General features: G+C 38.7%; 20 protein-coding genes and 1 pseudogene. 3 read left to right on the forward strand and 18 right to left on the reverse strand.

Annotated features, from left to right (window positions below):
- Positions 1-2 precede the first annotated feature (2 nt).
- The 15 genes and pseudogenes from ACFIMP_RS04130 to ACFIMP_RS04200 all read right to left on the reverse strand — a co-directional run bounded on the left by ACFIMP_RS04130 (position 3) and on the right by ACFIMP_RS04200 (position 8,815).
- Positions 3-674 (reverse strand): VirB8 family type IV secretion system protein, encoded by a 672-nt coding sequence (locus ACFIMP_RS04130; RefSeq protein WP_375613221.1) that lies wholly within the window; start codon positions 672-674, stop codon positions 3-5.
- Complete coding sequence (locus ACFIMP_RS04135; RefSeq protein ID WP_375645705.1) at positions 671-958, reverse strand: type IV secretion protein VblB7; 288 nt, start codon at positions 956-958, stop codon at positions 671-673. The genes ACFIMP_RS04130 and ACFIMP_RS04135 overlap by 4 nt, the downstream gene beginning before the upstream one ends.
- A gap of 1 nt (position 959) precedes the next feature.
- Complete coding sequence (locus ACFIMP_RS04140) at positions 960-1,901, reverse strand: TrbL/VirB6 family protein (RefSeq protein ID WP_375682220.1); 942 nt, start codon at positions 1,899-1,901, stop codon at positions 960-962.
- A 36-nt stretch (positions 1,902-1,937) separates the two neighbouring features.
- Positions 1,938-2,339, reverse strand: coding sequence for an EexN family lipoprotein (locus ACFIMP_RS04145; protein WP_375686028.1), 402 nt, complete (start codon positions 2,337-2,339; stop codon positions 1,938-1,940).
- 27 nt (positions 2,340-2,366) lie between these two features.
- Positions 2,367-2,594, reverse strand: a complete 228-nt coding sequence (locus tag ACFIMP_RS04150; RefSeq protein ID WP_375686029.1) for a hypothetical protein — start codon at positions 2,592-2,594, stop codon at positions 2,367-2,369.
- A gap of 26 nt (positions 2,595-2,620) precedes the next feature.
- Positions 2,621-3,025 (reverse strand): EexN family lipoprotein, encoded by a 405-nt coding sequence (locus tag ACFIMP_RS04155; protein ID WP_375686030.1) that lies wholly within the window; start codon positions 3,023-3,025, stop codon positions 2,621-2,623.
- 311 nt (positions 3,026-3,336) lie between these two features.
- Positions 3,337-3,609: pseudogene (locus ACFIMP_RS04160) on the reverse strand (EexN family lipoprotein); the annotation flags it as partial.
- A 129-nt stretch (positions 3,610-3,738) separates the two neighbouring features.
- The gene (locus ACFIMP_RS04165; RefSeq protein WP_375686031.1) at positions 3,739-3,876 is read right to left on the reverse strand and encodes a hypothetical protein; all 138 of its coding nucleotides are present in this window, start codon (positions 3,874-3,876) and stop codon (positions 3,739-3,741) included.
- A 26-nt stretch (positions 3,877-3,902) separates the two neighbouring features.
- Positions 3,903-4,307, reverse strand: coding sequence for an EexN family lipoprotein (locus ACFIMP_RS04170; RefSeq protein WP_375641196.1), 405 nt, complete (start codon positions 4,305-4,307; stop codon positions 3,903-3,905).
- A 2-nt stretch (positions 4,308-4,309) separates the two neighbouring features.
- Positions 4,310-4,690: an EexN family lipoprotein gene (locus ACFIMP_RS04175; RefSeq protein WP_375686032.1), complete on the reverse strand. Its 381-nt coding sequence runs from the start codon at positions 4,688-4,690 to the stop codon at positions 4,310-4,312.
- Positions 4,690-4,956, reverse strand: a complete 267-nt coding sequence (locus ACFIMP_RS04180; RefSeq protein ID WP_375612514.1) for an EexN family lipoprotein — start codon at positions 4,954-4,956, stop codon at positions 4,690-4,692. Before ACFIMP_RS04180 ends, ACFIMP_RS04175 begins: the two co-directional genes overlap by 1 nt.
- Positions 4,957-4,980: 24 nt before the next feature.
- Positions 4,981-5,757: a TrbJ/VirB5 family protein gene (locus ACFIMP_RS04185; RefSeq protein ID WP_375668254.1), complete on the reverse strand. Its 777-nt coding sequence runs from the start codon at positions 5,755-5,757 to the stop codon at positions 4,981-4,983.
- The gene (locus ACFIMP_RS04190; protein WP_375686033.1) at positions 5,754-8,114 is read right to left on the reverse strand and encodes a VirB4 family type IV secretion/conjugal transfer ATPase; all 2,361 of its coding nucleotides are present in this window, start codon (positions 8,112-8,114) and stop codon (positions 5,754-5,756) included. The genes ACFIMP_RS04185 and ACFIMP_RS04190 overlap by 4 nt, the downstream gene beginning before the upstream one ends.
- Positions 8,111-8,437 (reverse strand): VirB3 family type IV secretion system protein, encoded by a 327-nt coding sequence (locus tag ACFIMP_RS04195; protein WP_375686034.1) that lies wholly within the window; start codon positions 8,435-8,437, stop codon positions 8,111-8,113. The genes ACFIMP_RS04190 and ACFIMP_RS04195 overlap by 4 nt, the downstream gene beginning before the upstream one ends.
- Before the next feature lie 27 nt (positions 8,438-8,464).
- Positions 8,465-8,815 carry a TrbC/VirB2 family protein gene (locus ACFIMP_RS04200; protein ID WP_375612518.1) on the reverse strand — a complete coding sequence of 117 codons (351 nt, stop codon included), beginning with the start codon at positions 8,813-8,815 and terminating at the stop codon, positions 8,465-8,467.
- A 158-nt stretch (positions 8,816-8,973) separates the two neighbouring features.
- Here ACFIMP_RS04200 and ACFIMP_RS04205 point away from each other — a divergent pair, with 158 nt between their 5' ends.
- Positions 8,974-9,717 (forward strand): nuclease, encoded by a 744-nt coding sequence (locus ACFIMP_RS04205; RefSeq protein WP_375686035.1) that lies wholly within the window; start codon positions 8,974-8,976, stop codon positions 9,715-9,717.
- A gap of 592 nt (positions 9,718-10,309) precedes the next feature.
- On the opposite strand, the gene ACFIMP_RS04210 is transcribed toward ACFIMP_RS04205, so the two are convergent.
- Together ACFIMP_RS04210 and ACFIMP_RS04215 are read right to left on the reverse strand one after the other, a co-directional pair.
- Positions 10,310-10,753, reverse strand: a complete 444-nt coding sequence (locus ACFIMP_RS04210) for a hypothetical protein (RefSeq protein ID WP_375630503.1) — start codon at positions 10,751-10,753, stop codon at positions 10,310-10,312.
- Positions 10,754-10,756: 3 nt separating this feature from the next.
- Positions 10,757-11,095 (reverse strand): ElaB/YgaM/YqjD family protein, encoded by a 339-nt coding sequence (locus ACFIMP_RS04215; protein ID WP_375613241.1) that lies wholly within the window; start codon positions 11,093-11,095, stop codon positions 10,757-10,759.
- A 1,007-nt stretch (positions 11,096-12,102) separates the two neighbouring features.
- Between ACFIMP_RS04215 and ACFIMP_RS04220 the strand changes: the two genes are divergently transcribed.
- On the forward strand, positions 12,103-13,005 hold the full coding sequence (locus ACFIMP_RS04220; protein ID WP_375630956.1) for a MotA/TolQ/ExbB proton channel family protein: 903 nt from the start codon (positions 12,103-12,105) through the stop codon (positions 13,003-13,005).
- Positions 13,002-13,583 (forward strand): biopolymer transporter ExbD, encoded by a 582-nt coding sequence (locus tag ACFIMP_RS04225; protein WP_375640904.1) that lies wholly within the window; start codon positions 13,002-13,004, stop codon positions 13,581-13,583. The genes ACFIMP_RS04220 and ACFIMP_RS04225 overlap by 4 nt, the downstream gene beginning before the upstream one ends.
- A 359-nt stretch (positions 13,584-13,942) precedes the next feature.
- Here ACFIMP_RS04225 and ACFIMP_RS04230 read toward each other — a convergent pair.
- The coding region (locus ACFIMP_RS04230; RefSeq protein ID WP_375686036.1) for a tyrosine-type recombinase/integrase at positions 13,943-14,869 on the reverse strand (927 nt) is incomplete at its 5' end.

The raw sequence follows: 14,869 nt of genomic DNA on the forward strand, positions 1-14,869 counted from the left end.
GATCAGTTGACCACTTCCGGATCGGTTCTATATTCACTAACAATAAACCCTAGAGGATTTATCAAACGGTTTTGGACAGAGATAGGGGCATTGATGTATTCAAAGGTAAGTGTTGCAACCCAGTGGGTGATGAATTCTTTGTTGTTGTCGTTGTCGTGAATGGTTCTGTAGTAACGCACTTGGGCAACATCGTCATTGATAAAGGAGATTGATTTTATTGTTATTGTAACAGCGGCGTGTTTATAGAGAATTTGAGGACTTTGGGGATTTCTTGCTCCATACCAGCTGGCAAATCTTTCCTGTTCTTCTGAAGAAGAGAGGAGGGAGACGGTTTGGAAGTTGTGTTGTGTTTCTTCTGTGGTGAAGCCTTCACGGGAACGGACATATTTTGCAGCAAAGTAGCGTGTGATTGCTTCGTCGACATTGGTGGGACCTTCTTTTAGGGCTTCCACAACTTCAGTGATGCCGGTTGAATTGTCCACACGGATGACAAAAGGTTCCACGGTTTTAAGGGGTGTGAGGGTGATGACCGCGAGAGAAGACAGTATTGCAACAGCAACCGCGATGCCGGCAATGGCAAGCGAGACGCGGGTGGTGCGGCGTGAGGCGAGCATGCGATCTTGATCAAACGAGCGTGCTTCAGCAATGTATTGTTCTATATCTTTTTCTTTCATGCTTTTTGCCCGCAATTTTTGTAAGATTTGATTTCTTCATCCGTTAATTTTTGTGCCAGAAGCGTTTCCAGCTTACCTTCTTTTAGGGGTGAAGGGGTGTTGTTACTGATGATAATGGGTGTGGGCGTGGGTTTTTTCCCTTCCCAATTCCACATTGATCTGTTGAGTGGACGTTTAGAATATCCATCACACTTTGGGAGTGACTTCAGTGTGTTTGGTGAAGACATACAGCCACTGAGAAAGAGAAATGGTAAGATAATCCCAATTTTTTTAAATTCCCGCATTTTAACTTAGACCTTTTTTTAATAGTGATGTTAATTTTTTAACGCCCTTCGCTATCGTGTTGGCTGTTGCTTTAGCAGCTTTACCTGTTAGTTGAGCCGTTGTTTTAGCAACTGGTCCTGATCCTGTAAGAGAAGCCCCCCCAGAGGCTAAAGCTGATGCGATATCAGGGAGTCTGAGGAAAAGAAAAATACCACCAAGACCAACAACCAAGAATTGAATTAAAGTAGTGAAGATATTGTCAATACCTCTTGAAAAAACGTTCATTGAAATGTTAACATATAAACCACCAAGCAGCACGACTAACACATATAAAATGATGAAGTTTGCAACTTGCCCTAACCATGCTTCTGTGAATTTTCTGGTTGAGGAAAACATATAGAGGCTTATGAAGAGTGGTCCTATTGATAGGACAAGAAATGATCCCAGTTTAGCAAATAATGAAACAACAAAACCGACTAGACAAAAAAAGGCAGCAACTACTAGGCAGATAAAACCAGCAATCCATGTCGCAATAAACATCCCCATTTGAGTCAGACCTGTGTACTGGTTTGCTGCGTCCAAAACCTGTGCTCCAGCTTGGTTCATCATATTATCCCATACATTTCGATCCACATGTGCTCCTTGTGTGACATTTGCAATGGCATTCGGCAGATCATGGAAAAATATACCACTGACCCACTCATTATAAAGAGCAGCGTTTGTAGCAAGTGCAACAATGATGCCCAGTTTGAAAGTTGTCGCTATAAACTCCCACAGTGGCATGGAAGAACGCCCATAGATGATATTGTAGCCCATAAATATAATATAGATTGTACAAGACAGCTTAAGCGGAGCACTTAAAGACGATGAGAGATTGTGAATGACTTTACCCATTGTCTCTGTGAGGGGCTCCATTAACATATCATCTATATCAGTAAATATGCCTTTGGTTATTATTGCCATTTAGATGCTCCACTCTTCATTGTATATTTTTATAATTTAATTGTTATTTTGTTCTTCTGCCGCGCGCTCTTTCGCTCTTCGTTCTTCCTCAGCACGCTCTTTTGCTCTTTGTTCAGCAAGGAATTTTTGATTCTCTTCTCTCATTTTTTTAATTCTGGCTCTCATTTCAGCTTTCAATTTTTCCATTGATTTGCGATTTTCTTCTTCAATTTTACGACTTCTTTCTGCTGCTTTTGCTTCATACTCTTTCTGAAGTTCTAAAAATGCTAACCGCATGTTTTCACAATTTTTTGAAGTTCCTGCAAATCCACATTTCGCATCCCACTCTAGGCGTAATTTTTCATCTTTTTTAAATTCTGCGACGCTATAGGTTTTTTCACATCCAGCAGCGATAATTCCAGTGCCAAGTAGCAATGTTGTTATGAGAACTTTATTCATCAATATTTCCCCTTTTTCCTTTCAGTTTTACAAGTTTTGAGCACAATCTTTAGATTCTGCTGTGTTCTGGTTTTTATAACCAGTGATGATAAATCTAGGGCAGAGACATAATGTTGCCATAAATCTATTGTATAGTCTGTAAGGTTCTTTAAGTTGAGCAGCTAAAGCGCAATAGATGTTATCCATTGTTTTTGTAATGGGATTCATCAACATATTGTCTATCTTAGTGAATATGCCTTTGCTTTCTACTGCCATTGAGATGCTCCGCTCTTCATTATGTCTTAATGGTTATTTTGTTGTTGTTTTGCCGCGCGCTCTTTTGCTTCTTGTTCTTCCTCAGCACGTCGTTTTGCTCTTTGTTCTTCTAATTTTTTTTTAGTATGAGCCTCCATTTTTTCAAGATCAGCTTTTTGTTTCGCCATAAATTCTTCATATCTTTTGCGATCGTTCTCTTCCGCTTGACGCTCTCTTTCTTCAGCTTTTGCTTCATATTCTTTTTCAAGTTCTAAAAATGCTAACCGCATGTTTTCACAATTCTTTGAAGTTCCTGCAAATCCACATTTCGCATCCCACTCGAAGCGTAAATTTTTATCTTTTTTAAATTCAGCGACGCTATAAGTTTTTTCACATCCAGCTGTGATGAGCCCTGTGCCAAGTAGCAATGTTGTTATGAGAACTTTATTCATCAATATTTCCCCTTTTTCCTTTCAGTTTTACAAGTTTTGAGCACAATCTTTAAATTATGCTTGTGTTATCGGTTTTTATAACCAGTGATGATAAATCTAGAGCACAGACATAATGTTGCCATAAATATATTATAGAGTGTACAAAACTCTTTAAGTTGAGCAGCTAAAGCGCAATAGATGCTATCCATTATTTTTGTAAGGGGATCCATCAACATATTGTCTATCTTAGTGAATATGCCTTTGCTTTCTACTGCCATTTAGATACTTCGCTATTCGTTGTGTATTTTTATAATTTAATTATTATTTTGTTCTTTCGCTTTTTGTTCGTCCTCAGCACGCTCTTTTATCCCAAATGTAGCGTTCCATATTTCTTTAGCTTTTGCCTGACGTTCTTTCTCAAGTTCTAAGAATGCTAACCGCATGTTTTCACAATTTTTTGAAGTTCCTGCAAATCCACATTTAGCATCCCACTCTAGGCGTAATTTTTCATCTTTTTTAAATTCAGCGACGCTATAAGTTTTTTCACATCCAGCTGTGATGAGCCCTGTGCAAAGTAGCAATGTTGTTATGAGAACTTTATTCATCAATATTTCCCCTTCTTTCTTTCAGTTTTACAAGTTTTGAGCACAATCTTTAAATTCTGCTTGTGTTATCGGTTTTTATAACCAGTGATGATAAATCTAGAGCACAGACATAATGTTGCCATAAATATATTAGAGTGTACGAAGCTCTTTAAGTTGAGCAGCTAAAGCGCAATAGCGATGTGTAATGGTGCTATCCATTGTCCTTGTAAGTGGCTCCATCAACATATTGTCGATATAAGAAAATATGCCTTTGCTTTCTACTGCCATTGAGATGCTCCGCTCTTCATTATGTCTTAATGATTATTTTGTTGTTCTTCTGCCGCTCTCTCTTTTGCTCTTCGTTCTTCTTCAGCGCGTGTTTCCGCTCTTTGTTTTTCGAGTATTTTTTGAGTATTAGCTCTCATTTTTTCAATCCAAGCTTTTTGTTCAGCTTGAAACTTTTCATCTATTTTGCGATTTTCTTCTTCAATTTTACGGCTTCTTTCTGCTGCTTTTGCTTCATATTCTTTCTGAAGTTCTAAAAATGCTAACCGCATGTTTTCACAATTTTTTGAAGTTCCTGCAAATCCACATTTCGCATCCCACTCTAGGCGTAATTTTTCATCTTTTTTAAATTCTGCGACGCTATAGGTTTTTTCACAGCCAGCGGTGATGAGCCCTGTGCAAAGTAGCAATGTTGTTATGAGAACTTTATTCATGATTAATGACTGTCCTGTTGTTGTTTAGCGCGCTCTTTTGCTTCTTGTTCTTCTTCAGCACGTCGCTTTGCTTCTTGTTCGGCTCGGAATTTTTCATTCTCAGCTCTCATTTTTTCAATCCAAGCTTTTTGTTCAGCTTTAAATTTTTCATCTATTTTGCGATTTTCTTCTTCAACTTTTGCCTGACGTTCTTTCTCAAGTTCAGCGCCTGCTACTCTTAGGTTTTCACAATTTTTTGAAGTTCCTATCCCTCCACATCTCGTGACCCATTCATCAAATAATTTTGGATTTTTTTTAAATTCTGCGACGCTATAGGTTTTTTCACAACCAGCAGCCATAAGCCCTGTGCAAAGTAGCAATGTTGTTATGAGAACTTTATTCATTATTTATTGTCCTGTTTCTTTTCAGAATCTTGTTTATCGTCATTTGTTGAGCCAAATCCTCCCCATTTTTTACGGGTTTCAAGTTCAGCTTGCTCTGCATTTTTACAATTTTTCGAATTCAAATCCCCTGACGTCAAACATTTCACTAATACTTCTTCCATCAGTTTTTTATTTTTTTTAAGTTCTTCTACGCTGTGGGTTTTTTCACATCCAGTGGTGATGAGTCCTGTGCAAAGTAGCAATGTTGTTATGATGATCTTGTTCATATTCAAGCCCCTCTTTTTTCTCGTTTATTGACCACGCATTTTTTGGGCTAAAGCTTTGGTTCGTGCTTTAAATTCTTCTATTTCACGTCTTTCTGCCGCTTTTTCTTCTGCTTGTTGAATCATTGCGGCGGCTTGCATTTGAAGGACTTGTGTTTGGAGTTTTGCTTGTATCGCTTCTAGTTGTGCTTGAATGCCTTGAATTTTACCCGCATCTTCAGTACTTCCAAGTTCGTCAAGAAGCTTGGTAATGTTTTTTTGTGTTTCACTGGCTTCTTCGTAGACGTCTTGTCCTTTTGCTGCTTGTCCTACTACGCGCTGTTCAGCTTTTTTCACTTCCTGTGTGTAAAAAGCATCTACTGCCTCTTTTGAGTCTGCGCCCCCCGCGGGCTCTTTGTATTTAAGTTCTTCTTGCCATTTTTGCGTGTTTTTGCTGCCGCCGCCACCGCCACCGCCGCCACCACTGCCCATTGATTGTTGAAAGTGGTTAAAATCTGAAGGAAGGGCGCCACTGCTCCCTTGCTTGTTAAACATCTCTTTCAATCCCGAAATGTCAGGCTTGACATTTAAGGAGTTATATAACTGTTTCGCTTGATCGAGTTGGCTCTTTAATTGCTCAAGCTGTTGTGCACCTTGTTGAATTTGTTCTTGCAACTTGTTAAGCTGTTGTTGGCCTTGTTGAACTTGTTTAATCATTTGTCCAAAAGCCTTGGGATCAAATACAATACCGCCAAAACCAAATGAATTGGTTGTTAAACCAAAAGAAATTGCGCAAAGAGCTGTTGCCAATAAAAGTTTTTTCATTGCTTTGACCTTTCTTGAAAAATAGGAAGCCATTTTTCTGGAGATTGTCCAACTTCATCCATAATGGTCTCTAGGAGTTCAATATTCTTGGTGGTGCCACTTAAAATGGCTATTTCATCATCAAAGCCGCGTAAATTCAGCTCTGCTACAACTGAACTTTGTCCTTGTTTGATGAGAAAACGCCGTGACTCACGGCTTAATTCTGATTGTATCAGGTTAAATTCTCTGTCCGATAATTTAAAACCTTCTACATAATCCCCATGATTGCCCTTTTGATTGGGAAAATAAATCTGTGTGGGGCATTGCTCTATAATGGTGTGGGCAATGGTCGAATTGATCGCATCTTTGGGAGATTGCGTTGCAAACAACATCAAACCATTTTGTTTACGGATAGTTTTCAGCCTGTCTTGCGCAAAGGCTTTAAAGGAATCATCCTCTAAGGCTTTCCAAAACTCATCAATGACAATGATAATACGACGCCCATCAATCAGAGACAAAATCCTATGAAAAAGATACATCATTAATGGGGGACGAATTTCATTATTGTCTAAAAAATCCGTCATGTCATAACCAATAAATTTTGCATCAATGCCAATGTCGTCATCAGGATTGTCAAAAACCCACCCTAAGGCATTGCCTTTACACCATCTTTCTAAACGACCCGCTATCCCCTCCCTGTGCGTGGTGTCAAAAAACATTTGTAAGGCCGATATTGTCCGTTGTTCTTTTGGCAACAAGGCAAGTTGGTCAACAGCAGCAGAAATATCTTGTCTTTCTGATTCACTGATCTTTTGATCTTCAGACGAAACAAGCTTTATAATCCATTGGCGTAAAAAAACTCTATCTGCTGGATTGTTATAGTCTAAGCCTTTTAGCGGTGCTATGCCTGTCGGTCTACCATTCTTCAAGGGCATATAAGTGCCGCCACCCGCTCTGACAAAAAGTTCTGCGCCCCGATCTTTGTCAAAAAAGACCATATTGGGATCATGCTTTTGAAGTTGCGCTAAAAGAAAATTGACAATAACCGTTTTCCCAGAACCAGAGGGACCACAAACAAACGTATTGCCTAAATCACCAAAGTGAAAGTTAAAATAAAACGGTGAACCAGCAGAGGTTTTCATCAAGGCTACCGCTGGTCCCCACACATTGCCATCTATTTTTCCAACCGGAAAAGAATGAAAAGGAGAAAGCGCTGCATAATTGCGGCTTGTTATTGCACCAGAGCGGGTGCGATAAGCATAATTGCCAGGCAATTGTGCCCACCAAGCTGCTGCTAACCCTAAGTCTTCCCGCGCAATCACAGCCCCACCATCTGTAAGACGAGAACGCGCTTTGGCAAGATTATCCGCTAACTCTTGCGGCGTATCAGCAAAAACTGCCAATGATAAATGATGCTCCCCTAAAACAAAACGATTGGATTCAAGATCATCAAGCGCATCATCCAGTTCCATAATTTGTGAACCTGCTCGATCTCCTGCATTGACCATTTGGTTTTGTTTGCGCCCCATAATCTGTTTGGCAGCATTTTTGCTCTTGAAAATAAAAGATTGGGTGAAAATAAACTCAAAGGGAAGGGTGAGCAAACCATCCGCCATGCCTACCCTGGTTTTTGCTGGATATTCTTTCCAACCAAACATGCCCGCAAACCGCTGTGCCGCCTCATAGCGTATTTCTATGATCTCTTTCCCAAAAATGAGACGGTCTGAATAAACAGTTGAAGCTATCGTCCCCCATGTGAGAGGGATACGTTCACGACGACCTCCCACCAATTGGTGGATAAACTCACTTTGCTGCGAATAAATATTGCCTTCATGTTCATAAAGACTCAGTCTTTTTGCACCATAACGCTCTAAATTTTGAATAAGATCTGTGGTAATATCTTCAAGCTTGCGAATGGACTCTGCATCAACTTCTGTCTTTTCTTGCTTGGCTTTGCCTAAACGTTTGAAAAACTCCACTAATTTATCCGTTTGATCAATGTGTGGATTCCACAAAATCGAAAGATAAAGATCATTGCGATAAAGCTCCTGTGAAATCATCCGGTCGCGATATTTATCATCTAATTGCTTGGCAAATGCCGATCTGAAAGTCCCATCCGGATAAATCGTTTCACGCTTTCTGATAATATGGCTATAAAGCGCTATCCGTTCATCCGCTATGTTTTTAAACAGATTATTGAGCTGTTCGTGAAGCACATTCAGATCAATAATATCTGCTGTCTCAAAGTTAATCCCTTCAAGTTTAATAACGCTCATGAGAGCGCGTGAATCCAGCGCAATGATGTGCTTGTTGACATGGCGCACATAAGGAATGATCGCCTCTGGCTGCTTTTCACGTTTGCGCTCTGTTCTATTCATTGTAATTCCTCATAATTACGAATTAATCGTAATGGAGAAATACTTCCCCCACCCCATAGACTCGAATTTCTGGCAAAAATAGATGTTTTTTGCCATGTCAGAAGAATACGAAACTTGTTATGGTCATGCTTTAGGATTTCCTTGAATATGAAATGCAGCATCACACCAAAGGTTAGAAAAAAAATATTGCCTGCCATAATGAACAATATCATCGTTCCTATCGCATTTAATCCCATAGCTTCCACCGTCACGCCTGCGATCATTGCAGGGCGCGTGCAAGCAAGAAATAACGTATCTTCTGTTAGCTTGTCGTGCTCTTTCATGGCTTTGAAAGGCTAAAGTTAAGCGAATTAAGACATAAACATTGATGCGATTTGCGATGCACCAAAAACAATGCCGATGCCAACACAAACAAAGAAAGCTTTACGCATTTCAACATAACCAGCAATCCATGCAAGCCCAACACCAGCAATCGCAATGGTTGCGATTGATTTTGCAATTGGTCCTTTTAAAGCATCAACTATTTTTTGAAGAGCAGTTTCAATTTTTCCGAAGCCGCCATCAGCAAATGCTGGTTCACTCAGTGCCATGAAGGCAATAAACAGCATCAATGCTGCTGTTAACCATTTTTTTTGGGTGTTGGATAGAATAGTTTTTTGTAAGGTATGTTCATTAATGAACGAATTATTCATGTTTTTCATGAAAATTCCCCCGCTTTATGTTTAAGTTGATCATAAAATTAATATTCAAAATATTAATCGGGAATCATATAAATGAAAAAAATATTTTTTTCTATCGATAAATTAATAATATTTAATCTTTTATTATTTAATAAACAAAAAATATAGTAATATTCAAAATGATACTTTTAAAATGTTTTCGAGCAGCGCCTAAATATATTGTCTTAATTTGTATTATTATTTTAGGATACTTTTATTTCAGTCAACATACTGAAAATATTATGCAATTTTCTCTTTTTGAAGGATCAGAAAAGACAATTGGAAACCCCGTTCAAAATCCGAAGTCACAATTGGTTGATTATGCAAACCAACAAGACGCAATCCAACAAAATGTGGTGTTGCATTCAGAACCAATCGCATCACAATTTTATGAAGAAAATGTGCCGGTCTATTCCGGTGCTATACAGGTCACAAGTGGTGTGACCTTTAAAATGATTACGCTTGTAGATGATGGGTGGAGAAAAAAGATCATCCGTGATATCCGTTTATATGGTGTGGAAAGCTGTGAAATGAGGCAATTTGCCTCACGCAACGGAGTTAAGTGGCCTTGCGGTGCTTTTGTTACGGCTTGGCTTGTTTCAAAAACAATTGATAAAAAGGTTACTTGTCGGCAAGCACGTGTCGTTCAACAGGTTCATTATGCACAATGTTTTGTAGATGGGGTTGATCTGGCGCGGTTGGGGCTGGCAGAAGGGTTGATGGTGTTGACAAAAGATCAGCATCATTTTCCATCCCCCGCAGACTATAAAACTCTACAATCTGCTGCTCAAAAAGCACAAAACGGTTTATGGTCGAGCCAATTTCAACAACCAGAAGATTGGCGAAGAGATCATGGAAGCTATAATCCCATTGACCATAATTAATATTGACCATTATTGATAAAGTGTCTTTTCAAGCGCTATTTAAAAATCAAGACAATATTCTACTGCAAATCTTATCAGAAAAAAGTTAATGATAATCCACACAGTCCTTGGTGGACAACGCTCGTTATGGAAATTTGTTGTGTTTAAAATATCCTATAGGTTATTTACTACAGCGCTATGGGAGAGCGCGTTTCCTTCCCCTAAACAAAATAGTCATTGTAACAAACATGAGTGTTCATAAAAATATAAACACATGCAAACTATTGATGTGACCTATGGTCATGAAAAAAGGCTTATGAAAAAATAGAGAAAAGGTAAAACTGAAAATACCTTGCCTTCAAAAAACAATCAATTGCTTCAAATCAAACCAGAACTTTTAATGCAAGCTTTGCCTCATGTTGCTATGTTCATGAAACATGGGTTGCAATCTGAAAGAGAGTGTAGCGGTTCTATGGAATTTTTAGCAAAATGAAGGGGATTTTTTTCAGGTATTTGAAGAAGCTAAAGAGACTATGAGGAAAAAAATGTGCTTTCTTTTATAACAAAAGAAAGCACATTGAGAGGGGGATTTAGAGTGACAGCTTTACATATTTTACTTTGAAAAGCGGTCTTTTTTATCTTTTTTCCACAAAAAATAAGTTGCAAGTCCGAGAATGGGAACACTCAATTTGGCAAAAGGGAGATGTTGACTGAGAGCTGCAAGACTGGAAACAGTCGCATCTGTCATGAGTTTGTGGCGTTGTTCTTCTGTCTTTTTTTGTTGGTCATAGCGTTGATAAGTTTTGAGAACGCGACTGATAATAAGACCTAATCCCGCAAGAGAAAGACAAATTAAAAACATGATACTGGCGGCAGCAAGAGGCTTCATAACAGAACATAACGCAATAAAACCGATGGTACATAAAAAAAGCAAAGACATGAAGAATGAAATGCTAATAAACCCATAGAAAATTGCTTGAAGGCGTACTTGCTTGACTGTGCTTTTAAGCCCTCCACCGACAAGATGGTTTAAAAGAGGAGCGATAAACTTATGCATTGCTTAACGACGTAGTAATTGAGAAAGAATAAAACCAACGCCTGCTGCAAAAAGAACGCTTTTGCCAGGATTTTTGCGAACGCATTGGTTCATGGTTTGTTCAAGATCACTGATTTTGTCTTTTGCTTGAGACATCATGTCTTCACCACTTTCTTTCGCTGAGTGATATAGTTTTTCCGCTTTGTCTTTGGCGGCGTTGAATTTGTTTGCACCAAGATCTGTTAGGGTTGAGGTAATCCCTGAAATTTCAGTGCGTAACGTTTCTAATTGTCCTTGTAGGTCTTTTTGTTGGTCTTTTTCTACGGCTGATTTATCGTGCTGTGTTGTTTTATTATGGGCCATGGTATTTTTCCCTCTTGATTCATTATATTTGTATTGGTGTGTTCATAGTGATCATTTGCATTGGAGTGAAAATTTTCACTGCTTGAGTAACGCCAAAAGCTTTTTTTGGTTCCTTTCATTTTGTTGAATTTAAAACTGTTTTTGATAAAATAAATCTTTCCTATACGATATGCTTTGTCTGTAAAGGGTCGCATCTGTTGAGAATTGTCTTATGCTTTTGCAGTAATTTAGCACCATTCTTCAGTTTCTCGTGGCGCAGTTTTTTTATAAAAGTTTTTTAAAAGTGTGCTGAGGCTTATTTTTTAAGCTTGTGACAGCTAAAAAACATTGTTGTTGCGATTTTGCGGCAGAAGTACTGTCATTTTTATACTTTTGCAGCAAAGAAAAAGAAAATAATATTGCGGCTCGTTGCTCTCTATGTATTTGGGGGCAACACGCGCTGCCCATGATACTTTTGGTCAGTTTAAGATATTGCGATAGTTCTTTTTTTTAAAACGTAAGGTATATTTTTATTTTAGGATAGGAGAGGTACTTTAGTGCACTGGTTGTTAGAGAAGTGCATATCCTTTTCTCCGAGGATTTTATGATATTTTTGCTGCTTGTTTCATGTAAGAAAATATTTTGTTGGCTTCAAAAGAGCCGCAGAAATGAGAAAAGCTTTGCGATATGAGAGATTTATTTAACAGGAACGATGATAAATTATTCTTATAAATTAAAATATTATATGCGATACTTCTTGTAAGTTTATCATTTTGCCTAATTTATGCAATAAATTGATTGGGTAAGATAAACTTGTTGAATTGTTAGAGAAAAATTTCTTGAGTAATTTCTTTAGAATTAAGAGAGAGCTTGTGAAATAAAACTATACTTGATTTATCAAGTTTTCTTTCTTAAGAGGAATACACAAGTGACGTTAAAAGGGTCGTGGCATTTTGGAACAGTGATGCTATGCGGGGTGACGATCCAGCTCATAAATAAAGATAAGAGCACAAGAATGTGAGATAAAAATGGAATCTGAAACAGTCCCTTTAGATAAAACAGTCCCTTTAGATAATATGTCTGCTGTATTGACAGTGCATGATTTTTCTCCTCTTTCTATGTTTATGGCTGCTGATTGGGTGGTGAAAGCCGTTATCATTATTTTGTTACTTGCTTCTCTTATGTCTTGGACAATTGCTTTTGTGAAAATTGTTGAGATCACTTTGGTAAAACGAAGAGTACGTCATGAACTTCAATTGGTTCTAAATGCTCAGACTCTTACGCGTTTGGCAGCTAGCTTGAAAGAAAGCAAAGGAGCTGGTGTGTTTTTTCTCAAAGAAGTCCTTAAAGAAGTGTATCTTTCTGCACAACAGGTTCATTTTTCTGCTCCTGAAGGGATAAACGAAAGCTCTGGTGAAAAAACCAGTACAGAGGAAAGGGCACAAACGATTGAAGATATTCTCTTTTATGAGGAGAGCAATCAATATGAAGATGTTTCCCGCGATGTTCGCGATGCTAAGGCTCGCGATGTTCATGAAGGTTTAAAAGAAAGGGTTCATTCACTTTTGTCACGCTGCTTGCTGGCTGCTACACGCCGTGTTGCATGTGGAAGTGCTGTTCTTGCAACTATTGGCGCAATTGCTCCTTTTGTTGGTCTTTTTGCAACTGTTTGGGGAATTATGAATTCTTTTATTGGGATTGCTCAGTCTCAAACAACGCGACTTGATGTGGTGGCGCCTGGAATTGCTGAAGCCTTATTCGCAACGGCTGTTGGGCTTTTTGTGGCTATTCCCGCCGTTGTTATGTATAATAGCCTTATGCGTGCTTTGAGTGGTTATCGTAGTGATTTAGGTGATATCGCTGCTGCTCTTGAAAGGCTCTTGAGCCGTGAACTTGATAGACAAAGACAACAGAAAAGTCATAAAAAATGAAAGCAAGCCTTAATAATGATTGGGATATAGACGAGAGTGGGTTGCAAAGCGAAATCAATGTAACCCCTTTTATTGATGTTGTATTGGTGTTGCTTATTGTTTTTATGGTTGCTGCGCCTTTGGCAACATCTGCCATTTCCGTTCAGCTTCCTTCTATAACTCAAGCACCTTCAGTGGTTCAGTCTGATGAACCTCTTTATGTTACGTTGCAAAAAGATCGTTCTCTTTACATTGGTGATCATCTTGTAGAACAAGCAGCTTTGAGAGAAGCTTTGTTGAGGGAAACGACGCAAAATTTAGAGACAAAAATTTTAATCAAAGCGGATAGCGAAATTGATTATGGTACTGTCATCGATTTATTAAATCAAATACGCATGGCTGGATATCATAAAATCGGTCTTGTAGGATTGCAAAACTCTACCAATCTTGTCTCAAGAGGTGAGATCAATAATAAAACAACAGGGGTAGCGAACGCTGCTGTCGATGGAGCGGGTGGTAACGTTGTGGGGCATGTGGATGCCGTAACAACGGGCACTGCGGGAAACGCTAATATTCCAGCCGATGTCTCTGATCAGTGATAAAAAACAGCCTTTGTTGCAGGAAGCAAAGCATATTACTCAAAGTCGTAGAGTGAAATTGATGAGGGTTCCGTGGATTTATTAAACCAAACACGCATGGGTTTGATATTACGTAGGGGTTTGATATTACGCAGGGGGTTCATATATTGAATCGGTTTTTTAGGATTAAGCTCTACTCATCTTGCCGCAAGAGGTGCGATCAAGAAAACAGCAGAGGCGATTGTTGTGTGTCTTAATACATCTTAAAGCCTTTTTTGCGGCGGTGTTCATAAATGGTATATAAAAAGCAAGTAAAATAAAATAGTTATGTCTAATATGGGGGAATAGGTGAATCTTGATTCTATTGAGTTTTTTTGCCTCTATCCCTCATCTTTTTGAAGCTTTTTTATCGCCTCTATAGCTAACCTTTTGCGATCTGCGCTCTTTGTGTAAAGAGATGCCATAGCATCATTTGTCCAGCCAAAAATTGCTTTGAGTTGTGATACTGTTGCACCAGAGTTAGCTGCGCGTGTTGCGGCTAATTTCCTTAATCCATGCGCCGATTTTTTAATTCCAGCCGCATTACAAGCGTCTCTAAATGTATCGCCAAAGCTTTCTTTGGAGAGTTTTTGATTAGTTTTACTACAGATGAATGTTTCTACTCCAATAGGACCAGCTTCAAGCGTTTTGGCTAATTCCGGTAAAATAGGTAGAAAGACATCTGTTTGGAATTTACTTTTCTCTGTTTTGAGATGAATAATATTGTCTTTGACATCTTTCCAGCCAATGCGAACCGCATCACCACGACGTAAGCCCGTATACAAAAGGACATCAATCCAGACACGTTCATGGGTACCATGGGACCATCTTTGATAATATTTCTCAACATCTTCTTCTGTCCAAACAGGAAAGCCGCTTTTATTTTTAAGAGGAGGTTTTTTGACGCCTAAAGCTGGATTATTTTCCAAAAGACCTTGATCAATTGCCCAATTAAAAAGTCCATTAAGGGCTTTCAGAAAGTTTCTAGCCATTGCTGGTGTTTCTTTGCGCCGTTCAACACCGGCTATGATATGTTTCTTTTCAATTGCTTGGTATGGAATATTTCCTATGGAGTCGCATATCTTCATAAGAATGTATTCTTTTTGTTTCTTTGTAGTATTAGAGTAGCTATGCCAATTAGAGCTGTTAAAGTATTGTTTAAGCAGCCATGCAAATGAACCTTCAACAAGTTTACCAGTTTTTGATTTAGGAAGTATAAGCCCTTGTAACTCGGCAAGTGCGCTTTTGTAGTTATCAACAAACTCTTG

Origin of the sequence: Bartonella sp. AP65SXKL (genome assembly GCF_042195725.1) — a bacterium.
Taxonomy (GTDB): domain Bacteria; phylum Pseudomonadota; class Alphaproteobacteria; order Rhizobiales; family Rhizobiaceae; genus Bartonella.

What these genes read in the sequence shown, in the direction of transcription:
- ACFIMP_RS04145 (WP_375686028.1), bottom strand. Translation starts at nt 2,339, where the DNA reads ATGAATAAAGTTCTCATAACAACATTGCTACTTGGCACTGGAATTATC.
- ACFIMP_RS04170 (WP_375641196.1), bottom strand. Translation starts at nt 4,307, where the DNA reads ATGAATAAAGTTCTCATAACAACATTGCTACTTTGCACAGGGCTCATC.
- ACFIMP_RS04200 (WP_375612518.1), bottom strand. Translation starts at nt 8,815, where the DNA reads ATGAAAAACATGAATAATTCGTTCATTAATGAACATACCTTACAAAAA.
- ACFIMP_RS04135 (WP_375645705.1), bottom strand. Translation starts at nt 958, where the DNA reads ATGCGGGAATTTAAAAAAATTGGGATTATCTTACCATTTCTCTTTCTC.
- ACFIMP_RS04130 (WP_375613221.1), bottom strand. Translation starts at nt 674, where the DNA reads ATGAAAGAAAAAGATATAGAACAATACATTGCTGAAGCACGCTCGTTT.
- ACFIMP_RS04175 (WP_375686032.1), bottom strand. Translation starts at nt 4,690, where the DNA reads ATGAATAAAGTTCTCATAACAACATTGCTACTTTGCACAGGGCTTATG.
- ACFIMP_RS04195 (WP_375686034.1), bottom strand. Translation starts at nt 8,437, where the DNA reads ATGAAAGAGCACGACAAGCTAACAGAAGATACGTTATTTCTTGCTTGC.
- ACFIMP_RS04215 (WP_375613241.1), bottom strand. Translation starts at nt 11,095, where the DNA reads ATGGCCCATAATAAAACAACACAGCACGATAAATCAGCCGTAGAAAAA.
- ACFIMP_RS04165 (WP_375686031.1), bottom strand. Translation starts at nt 3,876, where the DNA reads ATGGCAGTAGAAAGCAAAGGCATATTTTCTTATATCGACAATATGTTG.
- ACFIMP_RS04180 (WP_375612514.1), bottom strand. Translation starts at nt 4,956, where the DNA reads ATGAACAAGATCATCATAACAACATTGCTACTTTGCACAGGACTCATC.
- ACFIMP_RS04225 (WP_375640904.1), top strand. Translation starts at nt 13,002, where the DNA reads ATGAAAGCAAGCCTTAATAATGATTGGGATATAGACGAGAGTGGGTTG.
- ACFIMP_RS04220 (WP_375630956.1), top strand. Translation starts at nt 12,103, where the DNA reads ATGGAATCTGAAACAGTCCCTTTAGATAAAACAGTCCCTTTAGATAAT.
- ACFIMP_RS04185 (WP_375668254.1), bottom strand. Translation starts at nt 5,757, where the DNA reads ATGAAAAAACTTTTATTGGCAACAGCTCTTTGCGCAATTTCTTTTGGT.
- ACFIMP_RS04205 (WP_375686035.1), top strand. Translation starts at nt 8,974, where the DNA reads ATGATACTTTTAAAATGTTTTCGAGCAGCGCCTAAATATATTGTCTTA.
- ACFIMP_RS04155 (WP_375686030.1), bottom strand. Translation starts at nt 3,025, where the DNA reads ATGAATAAAGTTCTCATAACAACATTGCTACTTGGCACAGGGCTCATC.
- ACFIMP_RS04140 (WP_375682220.1), bottom strand. Translation starts at nt 1,901, where the DNA reads ATGGCAATAATAACCAAAGGCATATTTACTGATATAGATGATATGTTA.
- ACFIMP_RS04150 (WP_375686029.1), bottom strand. Translation starts at nt 2,594, where the DNA reads ATGGCAGTAGAAAGCAAAGGCATATTCACTAAGATAGACAATATGTTG.
- ACFIMP_RS04210 (WP_375630503.1), bottom strand. Translation starts at nt 10,753, where the DNA reads ATGCATAAGTTTATCGCTCCTCTTTTAAACCATCTTGTCGGTGGAGGG.
- ACFIMP_RS04190 (WP_375686033.1), bottom strand. Translation starts at nt 8,114, where the DNA reads ATGAATAGAACAGAGCGCAAACGTGAAAAGCAGCCAGAGGCGATCATT.